The organism is Hyalangium minutum, assembly GCF_000737315.1.
GTDB classification, from domain to species: Bacteria; Myxococcota; Myxococcia; order Myxococcales; family Myxococcaceae; genus Hyalangium; species Hyalangium minutum.
On the sequence record NZ_JMCB01000002.1, the window covers coordinates 267,638 to 282,281 of the forward strand.

Sequence of the window (14,644 nt, forward strand, 5' to 3'; positions counted from 1 at the left end):
GTCGGCTACTTCTTCCGGAGCACGAAGGTCGTGAGCGGCTTGATGCCGTTCTGCTGCGCGAAGTGGCCCTGGTTGATGGCGAAGGCCACGCGTCCGCGCGAGTCCACGTACATCAACGGCTTGCCCAGCGGCACGTCGCTGAAGGTGGCGGCGAAGGGCAGGCGCAGCTCGCGGCCCTTGCCGAAGGTGACGCGCGCCGTGTCGCCGCGCTGGTAGCCCAGCTTCGCCAGCAGGGCGCCGTCCGCGTTGGTGACGAGGTTGCCGTACGGATGCTCGATGGCGAGCACCGTGCCGTTGAGCGCCGTGTCCGTCAGCTTCGCCTCGGGGATTTCAAGGCGCTTCCACTCGGTGAGCACCGGGCCCACCTGCGTCCAGTCATCGCCTCGGGCAATCCGAGCGCCTACGGGAGCGAAGACGTCCCGGCCGTGGAAGGTGGAGGAGAGGCTCGGGGTGAGGTTCCACGCGGAGTTCGTGAGGTGGCGGACCTCGGTGAGGCCCTCCTGGCGCTCGACGAGGGTGATCAGCCCGTTGTCCGGGAGAACGAAGTACTGGCCGCGCTTCGTCTTTGCCACGATGGCGCGGCGATCGCTGCCCACGCCGGGGTCGATGACGGTGACGAACACGGTGCCCGCTGGGTAGTAGGGCGCGGTGCCGGCCAGGAAGCGAGCGCCGTCCAGCACGGAGTAGGGCTCCACATCGTGGGACAGGTCGATGATCCGCAGCCGGGGCTCCAGGCCGAGCATGACGCCTTTGCAGATGGCCACCGAGTCGTCCCGCTGGCCAAAGTCCGTCATGAAGACGAGCGTGGGTTGCGCGGGGGCAGCGGGCTCTGCGGCGACGGCCTGAAGTGTGGCGAGGAGCGGCAGGAGGAGGACGAGGCGGGAGGCCAGGGGCATGGGGGCATTCTGATGGCCAATTCCTGGCATGGGAACACGTACTACTTGAGAGGGTAAACAGGAGACGGCTTACCCAGGTAAACGAGAGGACGCGCCAGGAGTTCCTGAAATCTCCTCCTGACGCAGGCTACCGTGGACGGTAGTCTCACCCGCCCATCTCACCCTTCGGGAGGACTCTTACCCATGCGTTCCATGTTGGCCCTGGCCACGGCCGCGGCACTCGCCTCGGGCTGCGTCTCGCAGAGCAAGTACAACGAGCTGTCCGCCGAGGCCGAGAACCTCGACAACCGCCTCAAGGAGGAGAAGGGCGCTCGCGAGCTGGCCGACGCCAAGCTGAAGGAACTGGAGGAGAAGAACGCCGCCCTCGAGCGCGACAAGGAGGCCCTCACCTCCCGCCTCACCACCTCCGAGTCCCGCCTCACCGCCGCCGCCGCTGAGCGCCATGCCCTCGAGCAGAAGAACATCGAGCTCTCCGCCCTCAATGACGAACTGGCCAAGTCCACCCGCAGGCTCGCCGAGGCCAAAGAGGCCCTCGAGCAGAAGAGCGCCGAGTACGAGAACCTCGCCCAGAGCCTCAAGAAGGAGATCTCCGAGGGGAAGATCCAGCTCTCCGAGCTCCAGGGCCGGATGACCGTCCAGCTCAAGGACAAGATCCTCTTCGCCTCGGGCTCCACCCGCGTCAACAAAGAGGGTCAGGACGCCCTTGTGAAGATCGCCGACGCCCTGAAGACCGTGCAGGGCCGCATCATCCGCGTGGAGGGCCACACCGACGACGTGCCCACCCCCAAGGACGGCCCGTTCCCCTCCAACTGGGAGCTCAGCCTCGCCCGCGCCATGGCCGTGGTGCGCGCCCTCCAGGACTCGGGCGTGGACCCCACGGTCCTCTCGGCCGCTGGCTACGGGCAGTACCAGCCCATTGTGCCCAACGACAGTGAGAAGAACCGCAGTCTCAACCGGCGCATTGAAATCGTGCTCGCACCCAAAGCGGGAGGGCGTTAGACGGGGGGCGTGAAAACGCTCGCCTCCGTCCTTTGTGTCCTCGTGGTTACCGGGGCCATGGCTCAGGCCCCGGACGCCGGAACTCCCTCTCCCGACGCAGGCGCCCCCACGGGGGTGCTCACCAAGGCTCCCGTCCTCAAGCGTCAGGTCGAGGCGCAGTATCCCCCCGAAGCCCTCGCGCAGCAGCTCGAGGGCACGGTGGTCATGCTCATCGACATCTCCGAGGCTGGCGCCGTCACGGACGTTGAGGTGACGCAGCCCGCGGGCCACGGCTTCGATGAGGCCGCCGTCGCCGCCGTGCGCCAGTTCGAGTTCGAACCCGCCGAGGTGGACAACGTCCCCGCCCCGGTGCGCATCGAGTACGCCTATCAGTTCGTCTGGCGCGCCCCACCCCCACCTGAGGGCACCGAGCCCGGGAAGCCTCCGGAGGCCCCGGTGAACTTCAGCGGCCGCGCCCTGGAGCGAGGCACCCGCCGCCCGCTTGCCGGCGCCGAGGTGGCCCTGCCCGAGCTGCAGCTCACCACCAGCACGAACGAGGAGGGCCGCTTCTCCTTCCGAGGCGTCCCCGTGGGCAACCACGAGGTGCTCGTCATCCTCAGCGGGTACGACCGGTTCCGCACCCGGGAGACCATCGCCGAGGGCCAGGAGACGCAGGCCACGTACTACGTCCAGAGGCGCATCTTCAGCCAGTTCGAGACGGTGGTGCGCAGCGAGCGCGAGCGCAAGGAGGTGACGCGCACCACGCTCCAGGTGGCCGAGATTCAGAAGGTGCCAGGCACCCAGGGCGACACGCTCAAGGTGGTGCAGAACCTGCCCGGCGTGGCGCGGCCCGCGTTCAACGGCGGCCAGCTCGTCATCCGCGGCACCAGCCCGAATGACTCGGGTGTGTTCCTCGACGGGCAGCGCATTCCGCTGCTGTACCACTTCGGTGGCTTGACCTCCGTGTACAACTCGGAGCTGCTGGACTCGCTGGACTACCTGCCCGGCAACTTCTCTTCCTACTTCGGCAACGTCACCGGCGGCGTCATCAACGTGCGCAGCCGCGCCCCGAAGATGGACCGCTTCCATGGCACCGTGGGCGTCAACCTCGTCGAGTCCAACGCCGTGCTCGAGGGCCCCATCACCGAGAACCTGGGCATCGCCGTGGCCGGCCGGCGCTCCTACGTGGACCTGGTGCTCAAGCTGGTCCCCGAGAACGAGGACGGCCCCTCCATCCAGGTGGCCCCGCGCTACTACGACGCCCAGCTGAAGCTGAACTGGACACCCAGCAAGCGGCACACCTTCACTCTCCAGGGGCTCACCTCCAATGACACGCTGGGGCTGGTGTTCGACCGGCCCGCGGACCAGGACCCGAGCGTCAACGGCGACTTCGAAGTGACGACCGGCTTCAACCAGCTGCGGCTCGGCCACCAGTACAAGGGCGGCGCGCTCACCGTGGAGAGCCAGGGCATGGTGGGCAACACGAAGATCGAGTTCACCCTGGGCGATCGCTACCTGCGCATCAACGCGCTGGACTTGGATCTGCGCTCCACCGCCGAGTACACCCTCAGCGAGGCGCTCACCCTGGCTGCTGGGTTGGACATCCAGTACGCCGACGCCAGCGTGAGGGCGCGCGTGCAGGCTCCGCCTCGCGAGGGCGAGCCCGCGGGCCCGTTGGTGAACGAGGAGATCATCACCGCGGACGCGGACTCCTATCAATACTACCCGGGCATCTGGGCCGAGGCGCGTTGGCGCCCGTTCAAGGAACTGCTCGTGGTGCCGGGCCTGCGCAGCGAGAGCTACCTCTTCGGAGAGCAGAAGGTGAACAAGCGCTCGCTCAACCCACGGCTGGCGGTGCGCTACTCGCTCACGGAGCAGGTGACGCTCAAGGGAGGCGCGGGCCTGTACCACGGGCCTCCGGCCCAGGAAGAGCCCAACAGCACCTTTGGCAACCCGGAGCTGAAGGCCAAGCGCTCCATCCAGTACAGCGTGGGCTCCGAGTGGCAGCCCACCCCTGAGTACTTCATCAGCGGCGAGCTCTTCTACAATGACTTGAGCCGCCTCATCGTCAGCTCGGACCGGCTGGTGGAGCGGGACGGGCAGTTGGTGCCCGAGCGGCTGACCAACGCGGGCACCGGCCGCATCTATGGCTTCGAGCTGCTGGCCCGCCGTGCCCTCACCGAGCGGTTCTTCGGGTGGGTGGCCTATACCTTCAGCAAGAGCCAGCGGCGGGACAAGCCGGACGCGGCGCTGCGCCTGTTCGACAACGACCAGACGCACGTGCTCACGGTGATTGGCAGCTACAAGCTGCCCGCGGGCTGGGAGGTGGGCGCGCGCTTCCGCTTCTCCTCGGGCAACCCGCTCACGCCCATCGTCGGCGCCCGAAGGGATGACAACACGGATGTCTTCATTCCCGTGTTCGGGCCGGTGAACTCGCAGCGGCTGCCCAACTTCAACCAGTTGGACATCCGCGTGGACAAGAACTTCATCTTCGACCAGTGGAGCCTGGATCTCTACGTGGACCTGACCAACGTCTATAACAACCCGGCGAAGGAAGGCCTCCTCTACAACTACAACTACTCCGAGTCGGCCTTCCTGGAGGGCCTGCCCATCCTGCCGATTTTCGGCGCCAAGGGGAGCTTCTGACATGCGCGCGCCTGTTCTTCTCTGCCTGTCCCTGGCGGTGGCCGCTTGCGGCCCGGAGTTCGAGCTCCAGCAGGAGATCCGCCGTGTCCGCGTGCTGGCCATCAAGGCCGAGCCCGCCGAGATCACCTTCGATCCGGATGCGCCCGCGCTGCCGCCGCCCGTGGTGTTCAGCGCGCTCGCGGTGGCTCCGGACGAGCGCGACATCGGCGTGACGCTCGCGCTCTGCCGGCCGGGCAATGCCTACAGCAGTGAGCTGGAGTGCCCCGGCAAGGATGGCGCAACGCTGCCTCAGGGCGAGCTGTCGCTGCTCGACCCCAACGTGCAGCAGATCCTCCAGGAAACCGCCGAGGCGGGCGGGGGCGGGGGAGATGGAGGGAGTCTGGACCTCAATGATCCGCAGACGCGCGCCGTGCTGGAGAAGGGCGTGCCGCTCTTCATCGGCTACAAGGCCAGCGATGGCTCGGAGACGCCCGAGGGTACGGAAGAGGGCGTGCGCCGGCTGACGCTGAAGCTCACGGCCACGCCCAACCAGAACCCGCGCATGGCGGACATCCTCCTGAACGATGCGCCGCTCGCGGGCCCGCTGCCGCTGAGCACCGAGCTGGTGCTCCGGCCGCAGCTCGCCGAGGGCAGCCTGGAGCAGTACGAGGCGGAGGACGGGCCTCGGACGGAGCAGGTCTTCTACAGCTGGTTCGCCACCGGAGACGGTGAGGTGAAGCAGCTGCGCTCCCTGGAGCCGGTGGATGGCAAGCCCGGCGAGCCCACCATCCAGTACGTCACGCCCAGCACGCCCCAGCGTGTGACGATCTACGTGGTGGCCCGGGATGGCCGGGGCGGTGTGGACTGGCTGTCGCGCACGCTCGACGTCGGGCCCTGACTCAGGCTCCAGCGGGCTCGGGCCTCTGCAGCGCGGCGGAGGCCCGGCCGAGACCCTCGGCCACCGAGGTGAAGGCGTCCGCTGTCCTCACGCGCTCCTCGCCAAAGCGGTCCACGTAGAGCTTCCGCACGGCGGGGATCTGCGACGAGCCGCCCGTGAGGAACACCGCGTCGATCTCTCCCGCGCCCTGGCACCGGTCCAGCAGCCCCTGTGTCACCTGCTCCAGCTCGGTGAGCAGTGGCTGGCAGAAGGTGTCGAACTCGGCGCGGGTGATGCGCTCGTGCACGTTGATGCGCGCCTCCTCGAAGTCCAGCGTGGCCTCCTCGGCTTGGGAGAGCCGGACCTTCACCGCCTCGATGGCCCGGAAGAGCCGGTAGCCCAGGTTCTCCATCACCAGGTCGTACAGGGCCTCGGCCGTCTCCGGCTTTTCGCTGGACTCCAGCATCAGCTCCAGCAGTTCCTGCGTGGACTTCTCCCGGACGAACGACATCTCGTGCCAGGAGAGCAGCTTGGCCATCACGTGCTGTGGCACCGGCAGCCGCTTGTCCGTGAAGCCTCGTACCTTGTACGTGGTGCCCGCACCGAACCACGGCAGCAGCTTGTGGCGCATGATCTCCGCGTCGAACCGGTCACCGCCGATCCGCACGCCCGTGGAGCCCACCACGTCCGGCTTGCGGTCCAGCTTCCCTCGCCGCGAGGGCCCCAGCCGCATCAGCGTCAGGTCCGTGGTGCCCGCGCCGAAGTCCGCCACCAGCACCAGCTCGTCCCGCGACAGCTGGGCCTCGTAGGCGAGCGCCGCGGCGATGGGCTCGATGAGGAACTGGATGTGCGTGAAGCCCGCCAGCTCCGCTGCCTTGCGCAGCCGCTGCTCGGCCAGCGTGTCCGCCTCGGGATCCGGCGAGAAGAGGGCCGGGCGTCCCAGCATGACCGCGTCGGGAGGGCTGCCCAGCTGCGTGCCGGCGGCCTCTCGCACCCGGCGCAGCAGCACTGCCACCAGCTCCTCGATGGTCCACGTGCGGCCGTGCACCTGCGTCGCTCGGAACGAGCGGCTGTGCAGGAAGGACTTCACCGATTGGATGAAGCGCCCCGCGTTGTCCTCCAAATAGCGGGTGATGGCTTGCTCTCCGGCGTGGGTGGTGCGCTCGTCCTCTGGGAAGAAGAGCACCGAGCGGAAGAGGCGAGGCTCGGAGGTCCCCAGGGCGATGGGCAGCACCCGTCCATCCGGCAGGGCCGCCGCCGTGTTGCTCGTTCCGAAGTCGAGTCCGCAGACGTGCATGGCTTCGGGAGATACCGCTGAACCGGGCGGGGCGGTAGCGCCTTCTCGGGTGGCGGCCGGAAGAGCGTGCCCTGGCGCTACGAGCGGCTCGGGTTGGCGCTCGCAAGGGACTCTCCATCTTTTCTCTGTCTCGTTCACGACAGGAGAGAACATGAGAATCGGCGCAGGAGGGTGGTCCCTCGGGCTGGCTGCCTTGCTCCTCACGGCAGGGTGCAAGGAAGGCCGTCCAGTGAGCGGACAAAAACAGGGGGAGCAGGTCTCGGCGGCTCAAGCCGTGGAGCAGGCCCAGAAGCAGTCCGAGCAGGCCTTCAACCAGGCGAAGGACGCTCAGCGAAAGGCCTCGGAGGAGCAGCGCGATACCGCTCAGGCCCAACGGAATCTGCAGGAGGCCCAGAAGGACCTGACGAAGGCCCAGGCTCAGGTTCAGAAGGAGGGCAAGGAGGCGCAACAGGCCCAGCAGCAGGCCCAGCAGCAGACGGAGCAGGCCGAGCAGACGGCAGCCCATGCTCAGCAGAACGCGCTCGAGGCGCAGCGTCAGCAGCAGGCGGAGTTGGCACGGCAAGCCCAGCAGCAAGCCCAGCAGCAGACGGAGCAGGCCCAGCAACAGGCGCAGGCGTCTTCCGCCCCGAGTCCCGCCACCCAGGCGCAGGGTGAGCAGCTCATCGTCGGCGAGGTCCTCACGGTCAATGATCGCGAGGTGCTGGTCAGCAGCCGCGGCGAGCCGCAGATCCGGCTCCAGGTGCAGCCCGGGACGGTGATCACCGTGGATGGCCGCACGGCCCGCGCCGCGGACATCGAGGAGGGCAGCCAGGTGCGTGCCTCCTACAACACCCAGGCCGGTGAGCCGACCGCGACCCGCATCGAGGTGACCACCTCGCGGCAGCCCGCGATGCCCGCCGTACCCGAGAGTGGCCAGTCCGCGCCGGGAGCCCAGCCGGAGCGCCTTCCGCAGAACTGAGCAGGGAAGGTGGGGCAAGACAGCTGGGGCAGCCGGTGGAGGCTGCTCTGGCTGCCCGTGCCAATGCTCGCGGTGGAGGAGCTCAGCCCAGCTGGTGCTCGAGGATCAGCTTCTCTGCTTCCGCGGGACCCTTCCAGCCCAGGATGCGAGCGTCCTTGTCCGTGAAGGCCACCACGGTGAGGAAGAAGTGCTGCAGCTCGTCCCGCTCCCTGCGGGAGAGATCCTCGTGGTTGCGCAGGTGCTCGGCCCGAAGCGCGGCCACGGGCACCATGAGGAGCCGGTCATTGCGCTCGCGCCCCTTGCCCCGCTTCTTCTTCTCGTCCACGAGGAGCACGCCGAGCGGGCGGCATGGAATCACCACCCCGGGCCATGTGGCCAGGTCCCAGTAAACCAGCGCATCCAACGGGTCGCCGTCCGGTCCCTTCGTGCTGGGGATGAAGCCCCAGTCAAAGGGGTAGCGAAGCCCCTGCGTCAGCGGGCGGCCCACGGTGAAGATCCCCAGCTCCGGTTCGTACTTCAGCTTTACCGTGGAGCCTCGGGGGGACTCGACAACGACGTGGAAGGAGTCCTTCTTTCCACGCAGGGGCAGCCGCGTGAGATCCGGGCTCATACGGTGCGGGTGGCGCGGGCGGCGCTCAGGCCTCCGAGGAGATACCAGGCCACGGTGAGCAGCGCGGTGGAGCGCTTCGCCCGCCTCGGGCTCCGGCCCAGGCCGAGAAAGGGTGGGAGCAGCACCGCGCCCACGCCCGCGAGCGTTCCGAGAAGCACGCCGCGCAGGTAGGGACGGCGCGGGCGGCCCAGAGCCACGAGCGCGTAAAAGAGAGAGTTGCTGATGATGTCGCCCACCAGGGCCTGCCGGTGCAGCCGCCGCCCATGGCTGGGGCGGACGCCGAACCAACGGAGCCCCTTCTTCAGCGAGCGCTTGCCGAGCACATCCATCCGGGGCGGGTGCGAGAGCACTCGGCGCGCGCCCTCGTGGATCAGCGTGACGGAGAGCGCGCCTGCGAGGCCAGGGCCTAGCGCACTCAGGAAGCGGCGGGACTCAGGGACAGTTTGGATTTCGCTCACGAGAACCTCCTGGAGAGAGGTGGGCACGGCAGGGCCGTGGAGCCAGGCACCTCTCAGGGAATTCCCGTCACGCTTGCGCTTGCCCGCTTGGTGGGCACGCATCCCGAGGAGGCTCTCGCTGGAGGCCTCCCCGGAGACATCCGCGCTTCAGCGCTGGATGTCCGGAACCTTCATGCCCTTCTGAACCGCCGGACGAGCGCCCACGCGCTCCAGCCACTGGGCGACGCCCGACAGCGAGGCGAAGGCGTCCGGCAGGACGTTCTTGAACGCCGCCACCCAGGGATACAGGGCGACGTCCGCGATGGAGTACTCCGCCGCGAAGTAGTCATGGCTGCTCAGGTGGCGATTCATCACGCCCAGCAGCCGCTTGGACTCATTGCGGTAGCGCTCGAGGGCGAGGGGCACCGGCTGCGGCGCCATGCGCGTGAAGTAGTTGACCTGGCCGAACATCGGGCCCACGCCGCCCATCTGGAACATCAGCCACTGGAGGACCTCGGCCTTGCGCACCGCATCCGAGGGCATCAGCTTGCCCGTCTTCTCCGCCAGATAGATGAGGATGGCGCCGGACTCGAACACCTTCAGGCCGCCCGGCACGTCGTGGTCCACGATGGCGGGGATCTTGTTGTTCGGGTTGATGGCGAGGAACTCGGGCTTGAACTGCTCGCCCTTGGAGATGTCCACCACATGGGTGGTGTAGGGCAGCTTCAGCTCCTCCAGGGCGATGGAGACCTTGCGGCCATTGGGCGTCGCGAACGTGTACAAGTCGATCATGCTTTCACTCCCGTGAGCTCCTCGCTCACCTGCCAGAGCCGCTCCGCGAACTGCTCATTCCGTGCGTCGCTGGAAGGCTTCTTCGGGCGGCATTTGATGAAGTACTGACCGGACACTCCCTCGACTTCGGGCGAGGACGCCAAGTACACCGACGTGCGTGCGCCCTGCTCCGCGGTGAGGAAGAAGGCTGCGAAGGCCTGCACCGCGAAGCGCATCCACCCCTGCGTGTTCTGGCCAAAGCCTGTGCGGACCACGCCCGGGTGAAGGGTGTTCGTCGTCAACTGGGTGCCTTGGAGCCTGCGGGCCAGCGCCTGGGTGAAGAGGATGTTGGCCAGCTTCGACGTGCCGTACACGCGCATCATCGCGTACGAGCGCTCGCTCTGCAGATCATTGAAGTCGAGCTTCCCGTAGCGGTGCGCCTCGGAGGAGACGTTCACCACGCGCGCCGGGCCGCTGGCCTTGAGCACATCCATCAGAAGGTGGGTGAGGAGGAAGGGCGCGAGGTGGTTGATGCCGAACGTGGCCTCGAAGCCATCCTTCGTCACCTGGCGCTCGTGCAGGACGAGTCCCGCGTTGTTGAGCAGCACGTCCAGCCGCGAGTAGCGGGCCTTGAAGGCCTCGGCGAGCGCGCGCACGTCCTGCAGGGAGGCGAAGTCCGCCTGGAGCGACTCCACCTTCGCGTCCGGGGTGGCGTGGCGTACCGTGATGAGCGCGGTCTCGAGCCGTCCCTTGTCCCGGCCTGCGAGCACCACGGTGGCGCCCTGGGCCGCCAGGGCTTTGGCCGCCTCCAGTCCGATGCCATTGGTGGCCCCCGTGACGAGGCACACCTTTCCATCCATTCGTGCGGCGGGTGTCATGGGCACTCCCTCCTGGGTGTCCGATGAGACCGCCTTGTATATGACGGAGCCCAGCGGCGCGCTTGGAGGAAAGTGCGGGACCGGTGCTCAGCGGGTGGCGTGCAGGCGAGTGGAAAGCTCCGTGGCTGCCCGCTGCCCTGACTCCACGGCGCCGTCGATGTAGCCGCAGCCCTCCAGCGCCGTCTCTGTTCCGGCCCAGTGCACGCGGCCGCAGGGAGCGCGCAGGGCATCCCCAATCGCCGTGAGGGCACCGGGCCGCGGCAGCCCCACGTAGCAGCCAGTGCTCCAAGGCTCGGCAATCCAGTCGAGGTCCGCGTAGGCGGCGGGTTCGAGGGCTTGGGGGCCGAAGAAGCGAGCGAAGCTCTCCAGGGCGGCGCGGCGGCGCTCGTCCGTGGGGCGTCCGGTCCAAGCCCGCGCCGTGTCTCCGAGGAAGAAGCCCACGAGGGCCGGGTGATGCCCTGTTGCGTCCGTGTCATCGAAGCACAGCCGCACGGGGCCTGTGTCGCTCACGGCCTCGCCGGAGAAGCCGGCCTCGCGCCAGAAGGGGCGGGCATAGGTGGCCACCACCTTGATGACACTGCCCATGGGAAGGTCCGCGTGGGCGCGGCGGCGTGCGGCGGGCAGCTCCGAGCCGAAGTCCATACGCTCGGCGAGCGCGGGAGGGACCGCCACCACGGCGTACCGGCCGCGCCAGCTTCGTCCGTCTCCGTGCACCACCACGCCCTGGGCCTCCTGGAGCACGGCGCGCACGGGCGCGGAGAGCACCACGCGCGAGCCGAGGGCCTCGGCGATGCGCAGGGCGATGCTCTGGGCGCCACCTTGGATGCGCTCGGCTTGGGCGCCGTTCTCGATCTCGGTGAGCGGCATGAGGCCACCGTTGGAGTGGACGTAGAAGAGGAAGTGGAGGAAGGACAGCTCGCTCGGCTCAGCGCCGAAGATGGCGCGGGTGGCGATGTCCAGTGCGGCGCGCGCTCCCCAGCTCGGTATGTGGCGCTGCTTCCAGGCCTCGAGGGTGAGGGTGTCCCACTCGGCTGCTTTGGGTGCGGTGTGAGGGCTTTCGAGTGGCACGCGGCGGGCGAGTCCATCCAGCCGCCAGATGTTGCGCTGGAGGTCGAGGAGGCTCAGGAGAGGGAGGGCGGGCATCTTGCCCCGGTAGGTGCGGCGCTCGCCGCGCACGTCCAGCACCTTGGTGCCGTGGTGGAACTGGGAGAAGCGTCGGAGGCCCAGCTCCTCGATCATCCGCAGGACGTGGCGCTGATGGGGGCCGACCCACTGGCCGCCGAGATCCACCACCTCACCACCGACGGGCTGGCTCAGGGTGCGGCCTCCGACGCGCTCGCGGGCTTCGAGCACGAGGACCGAGGCTCCGGCCCGGGTGAGGGCTCGGGCGGCGGTGAGCCCCGCGACACCCGCACCGATGATGATGACGTCCGCATCCGGCTGCATTCTGTGGCCTCCGGGGGCGCACTGTAGACGGTGGGCCGGTTGACGGGGGGAACAGGAACTCCTAGGGAGGGGCCGTGCAACCCATGGACCTCATCGACCGGCTGCGGCAGCTGTCACCTGGCGCGGCAAACCTGCTGCTGAGCGCGGCGATTCCGCGGATCATTCCCTCCATTGGTGGGTGGGGCCTCCGGGTCGAGGAGGTGACGGAGACGCGCGCGCGGTTGTCGGTGCCGCTCAAGCGGCGCACGCGCAACCATGTGAAGGGGCTCTACTTCGGCGTGCAGATGACGCTGGCGGAGCTGACGGCGGGACTGCTGCTCCTGCGGCGGTTTCCGCCCTCGGAGTACCGCTCGCTCGTGAAGCGGGTGGAGGCGGACTTCAAGGCCCAGGGGCGGAGCACGGTGTACGCGGTGTGCGAGCCACCGCCGGAGGTGTTCGGAGGGCTGGCGGAGGCGCTGAAGCAGAAGGGCGACAAGGCCGAGGCATGGGTGCCCGTGACGCTGCTGGCCGAGGATGGCACGGTTGTTACCGAGGTGCGGTTCCTGGACTCGGTGAAGAGGCTCTGAGCCCTGTGCTCTCCACTCCCGAGCTGGGAGCGTCGCTGTGCCGCAAGGAGCGGTAGGCTCATCACCCTATGATCAGACTCACTGGGCCGTGGCGATGGCTGTGGCTGAGCTGTGCTCTGGTGGCTTGCGCCACGGTTTCACCGTCTGGAAGCGAGCTTGCGGGCACCGAAGATGAGGGCGTAGCCGTCTCGTTTGGCGAGGCATGCGAGGACGAGAGCAGCCTGCTGGCGCTATGTGCCGGGAACCAGTGCGGGCTGTATCGGTACCGGGAAGTCATGGAGCACTCAGCAGCGGGGAGGGTGGTGCTCGCCCGGGGCGGAGTGGCGGTGCTGCTCAACCCGCAGCCAGGAGCCCAGCGCAACTGGGGCAGCGCGCAGGAGTTGCCGCGGGACTCGCGCCCTGTGTTCATCATCCCGTGGAGACACAAGCCACCGCTGCTGCCCAGCCAGCAGCAGATGCTGGACGAGGCTGCGAAGGAACGGCGCAAGCCGCACGAGAAGCACCACATCTTTCCGCAGATGTACAAGGAGTGGTTTACCGGTAGAGGAATCGACATCGACGAGTACGTCATCCCTCTGGCGGTGGAGAAGCACCGGAGCATCCATCGGGGAGCCAAAGGGGGACCCTGGAATGCGGAGTGGGACAAGTTCATCAGAGCTCAACTCATCCCACCACCGAAGGAGGAGATCTACCGGCACGCCGGAAAACTCATCTACGAGTTTGAGCTGTTCGGTCCGGTGATGCCGTATTGGAAACAACCGCCACCACTACCTCTGGGGTACTGAGAGGTCATGAGATTCTACTTGTTAGAGCCGGTCCCCTCCCCGCGCTACTCGGGCTACTACTCCTATGGGCACAAGTGGGGTTTGCCCGGCGTGCATTGCCCGGTGTGCCATAGGACCAGTGCATGGACCGGATATGCCTATCCCTCGGTGGACCTGTCGCACCTGCCAGCGCATGAGCAGCAGAAGTACTCTGCGCGGGTAGAGGAGGATTATACGGAGTTCGAACGGCTGCTCGAGCAGGTGCGCCCGTTAGCACCCCCAGGAGTTCCACTCAGACCAGGAACCAAGTTCGGTCCTTTGAATGGCTCTGCCCAGGGGGAGTTTGGCCCGCTTGTCTTGGCGTTCGCGTGGGAACTGTTGATGAGGCCTGAGCCACTGGCGCGATTGCAGGCGGAGGGTCTGCGGGGGCTGAAGGGATGCCGCGCAGCGCTGCGCTTCCGCAAGAAGAACCCACCGGAGTTGCTGGAGATGGAACTGCCATCTCTGGGCAAACTTCACCCAGATTGCTTGCCGGAACTATCGCCGCCTTGTCCAAAGTGTGGATGCTCGCGCGAATCCGTGAAGATGCCGGAGCAGCCCATTCTGGACGCGGCCACGTTGCCGCAAGACTTGGATCTGATCCGGGCCGAGGGGACACTGATCATCGGTACCGAGAGCTTCGTGGAGGCAGTCCAGCGCCTAGGCTTCGAGCACGACATCACCTTCCGCGAGCTGCCCGTGCGAGGCGCGTAGAGCCCGTCACCCGGCTCCCAAGGTCAGCACCTCGCAGCCCTCGCGTGTCACGAGGACTGTGTGCTCGAACTGAGCGGAGAGGCTCCCGTCCTCCGTCACCACCGTCCACTTGTCCGGCAGGATCCGGATGTCCGGACGCCCCTGGTTCACCATGGGCTCGATGGTGAGCACCATCCCCGAGCGCAGGGTGATACCGGTTCCCCGCTTGCCCACGTGAGGCACGTGAGGAGGACCGTGCATCTGGCGGCCGATGCCGTGCCCCCCGAACTCGTGCACCACGCTGCAGCCTTCCTTCCGCGCCAGCTCCTCGATGGCCGCGCCAATGTCCCCCAGCTTCGCGCCATGACGGACCACCGCGATGCCCGCATCCCGGCACCGGCGCGCCACGTCCACCACGTGCCTGGCCTCCGCAGACACCTCGCCGATGAAGAACGTGGCCGAGGTGTCTCCGTGAAACCCGTTCAGGCACGTCGTCACATCCACGTTGATGATGTCCCCCGGCATGAGCCGCTCGTCCGCGCGAGGGATTCCGTGGCAGACCACCTGGTTTCGGCTGGTACACACCGTCGCGGGAAACCCGTGGTAGCCCAGCTGGCTGGGCGTTCCCCCTCGCCGTGCCGTGTCCTCCCGCACCCACGCGTCGATGTCCGCCGTGGAGATGCCGGGCGCCAGACGCGCCGCGACATGTGCCAGTGTCCCGGCTGCTGCCTGGCCAGCCAGGCGCAAGTGTTCGATCTCGGTCCCTTTGAAGAGCGGAATCCCCATGGCCGGGCAAGGTGCACGTGCCC

Annotated in this window: 14 protein-coding genes and 1 pseudogene; 7 read left to right on the top strand and 8 right to left on the bottom strand. The window is 67.7% G+C overall.

What is annotated here, in order from left to right:
* Window positions 1–5: 5 nt before the first annotated feature.
* The gene (locus tag DB31_RS04820; protein WP_044182920.1) at window positions 6–896 is read right to left on the bottom strand and encodes an SAM hydrolase/SAM-dependent halogenase family protein; all 891 of its coding nucleotides are present in this window, start codon (window positions 894–896) and stop codon (window positions 6–8) included.
* Window positions 897–1,079: 183 nt separating this feature from the next.
* Here DB31_RS04820 and DB31_RS04825 point away from each other — a divergent pair, with 183 nt between their 5' ends.
* Genes DB31_RS04825 through DB31_RS04835 form a run of 3 tightly spaced genes read left to right on the top strand, consistent with a single transcriptional unit; the run spans window position 1,080 to window position 5,397 of the window.
* Window positions 1,080–1,895, top strand: a complete 816-nt coding sequence (locus DB31_RS04825) for an OmpA/MotB family protein (protein ID WP_044182923.1) — start codon at window positions 1,080–1,082, stop codon at window positions 1,893–1,895.
* 9 nt (window positions 1,896–1,904) lie between these two features.
* Entirely contained in the window at window positions 1,905–4,520 is a 2,616-nt protein-coding gene (locus DB31_RS04830; RefSeq protein WP_044182927.1) for a TonB-dependent receptor domain-containing protein, read from the top strand.
* A 1-nt stretch (window position 4,521) separates the two neighbouring features.
* The gene (locus DB31_RS04835; protein ID WP_044182929.1) at window positions 4,522–5,397 is read left to right on the top strand and encodes a hypothetical protein; all 876 of its coding nucleotides are present in this window, start codon (window positions 4,522–4,524) and stop codon (window positions 5,395–5,397) included.
* Between the two features lies 1 nt (window position 5,398).
* Here the strand turns inward: DB31_RS04835 and DB31_RS04840 are convergent, their stop codons facing one another.
* Window positions 5,399–6,673, bottom strand: a complete 1,275-nt coding sequence (locus DB31_RS04840; protein ID WP_044182932.1) for an Hsp70 family protein — start codon at window positions 6,671–6,673, stop codon at window positions 5,399–5,401.
* Between the two features lie 229 nt (window positions 6,674–6,902).
* Between DB31_RS04840 and DB31_RS04845 the strand changes: the two genes are divergently transcribed.
* Window positions 6,903–7,631: a hypothetical protein gene (locus tag DB31_RS04845; RefSeq protein ID WP_240486528.1), complete on the top strand. Its 729-nt coding sequence runs from the start codon at window positions 6,903–6,905 to the stop codon at window positions 7,629–7,631.
* Window positions 7,632–7,713: 82 nt separating this feature from the next.
* Here the strand turns inward: DB31_RS04845 and DB31_RS04850 are convergent, their stop codons facing one another.
* From DB31_RS04850 to DB31_RS04870, 5 genes and pseudogenes are all read right to left on the bottom strand, one after another.
* Complete coding sequence (locus DB31_RS04850; RefSeq protein WP_044182939.1) at window positions 7,714–8,241, bottom strand: inorganic diphosphatase; 528 nt, start codon at window positions 8,239–8,241, stop codon at window positions 7,714–7,716.
* Window positions 8,238–8,699: a hypothetical protein gene (locus DB31_RS04855; RefSeq protein ID WP_052419774.1), complete on the bottom strand. Its 462-nt coding sequence runs from the start codon at window positions 8,697–8,699 to the stop codon at window positions 8,238–8,240. Before DB31_RS04855 ends, DB31_RS04850 begins: the two co-directional genes overlap by 4 nt.
* 147 nt (window positions 8,700–8,846) lie before the next feature.
* Entirely contained in the window at window positions 8,847–9,470 is a 624-nt protein-coding gene (locus DB31_RS04860) for a glutathione S-transferase family protein (protein ID WP_044182943.1), read from the bottom strand.
* Complete coding sequence (locus tag DB31_RS04865) at window positions 9,467–10,327, bottom strand: SDR family oxidoreductase (protein ID WP_240486529.1); 861 nt, start codon at window positions 10,325–10,327, stop codon at window positions 9,467–9,469. The genes DB31_RS04860 and DB31_RS04865 overlap by 4 nt, the downstream gene beginning before the upstream one ends.
* Window positions 10,328–10,414: 87 nt before the next feature.
* Window positions 10,415–11,779: pseudogene (locus DB31_RS04870) on the bottom strand (flavin monoamine oxidase family protein); the annotation flags it as partial.
* 77 nt (window positions 11,780–11,856) lie between these two features.
* On the opposite strand from DB31_RS04870, the gene DB31_RS04875 reads away from it, so the two are divergent.
* From DB31_RS04875 to sitI6, 3 genes are all read left to right on the top strand, one after another.
* A complete protein-coding gene (locus tag DB31_RS04875) occupies window positions 11,857–12,339 on the top strand; it encodes a DUF4442 domain-containing protein (RefSeq protein ID WP_044182952.1) in 483 nt (160 codons plus the stop codon).
* 68 nt (window positions 12,340–12,407) lie between these two features.
* Window positions 12,408–13,124: a SitA6 family polymorphic toxin lipoprotein gene (gene sitA6 / locus DB31_RS04880; RefSeq protein WP_083968017.1), complete on the top strand. Its 717-nt coding sequence runs from the start codon at window positions 12,408–12,410 to the stop codon at window positions 13,122–13,124.
* Window positions 13,125–13,130: 6 nt separating this feature from the next.
* On the top strand, window positions 13,131–13,856 hold the full coding sequence (gene sitI6 / locus DB31_RS04885) for a SitI6 family double-CXXCG motif immunity protein (RefSeq protein ID WP_044182955.1): 726 nt from the start codon (window positions 13,131–13,133) through the stop codon (window positions 13,854–13,856).
* Window positions 13,857–13,862: 6 nt separating this feature from the next.
* Here the strand turns inward: sitI6 and map are convergent, their stop codons facing one another.
* Window positions 13,863–14,621 (bottom strand): type I methionyl aminopeptidase, encoded by a 759-nt coding sequence (map, locus tag DB31_RS04890; protein ID WP_044182958.1) that lies wholly within the window; start codon window positions 14,619–14,621, stop codon window positions 13,863–13,865.
* Between the last annotated feature and the right edge of the window lie 23 nt (window positions 14,622–14,644).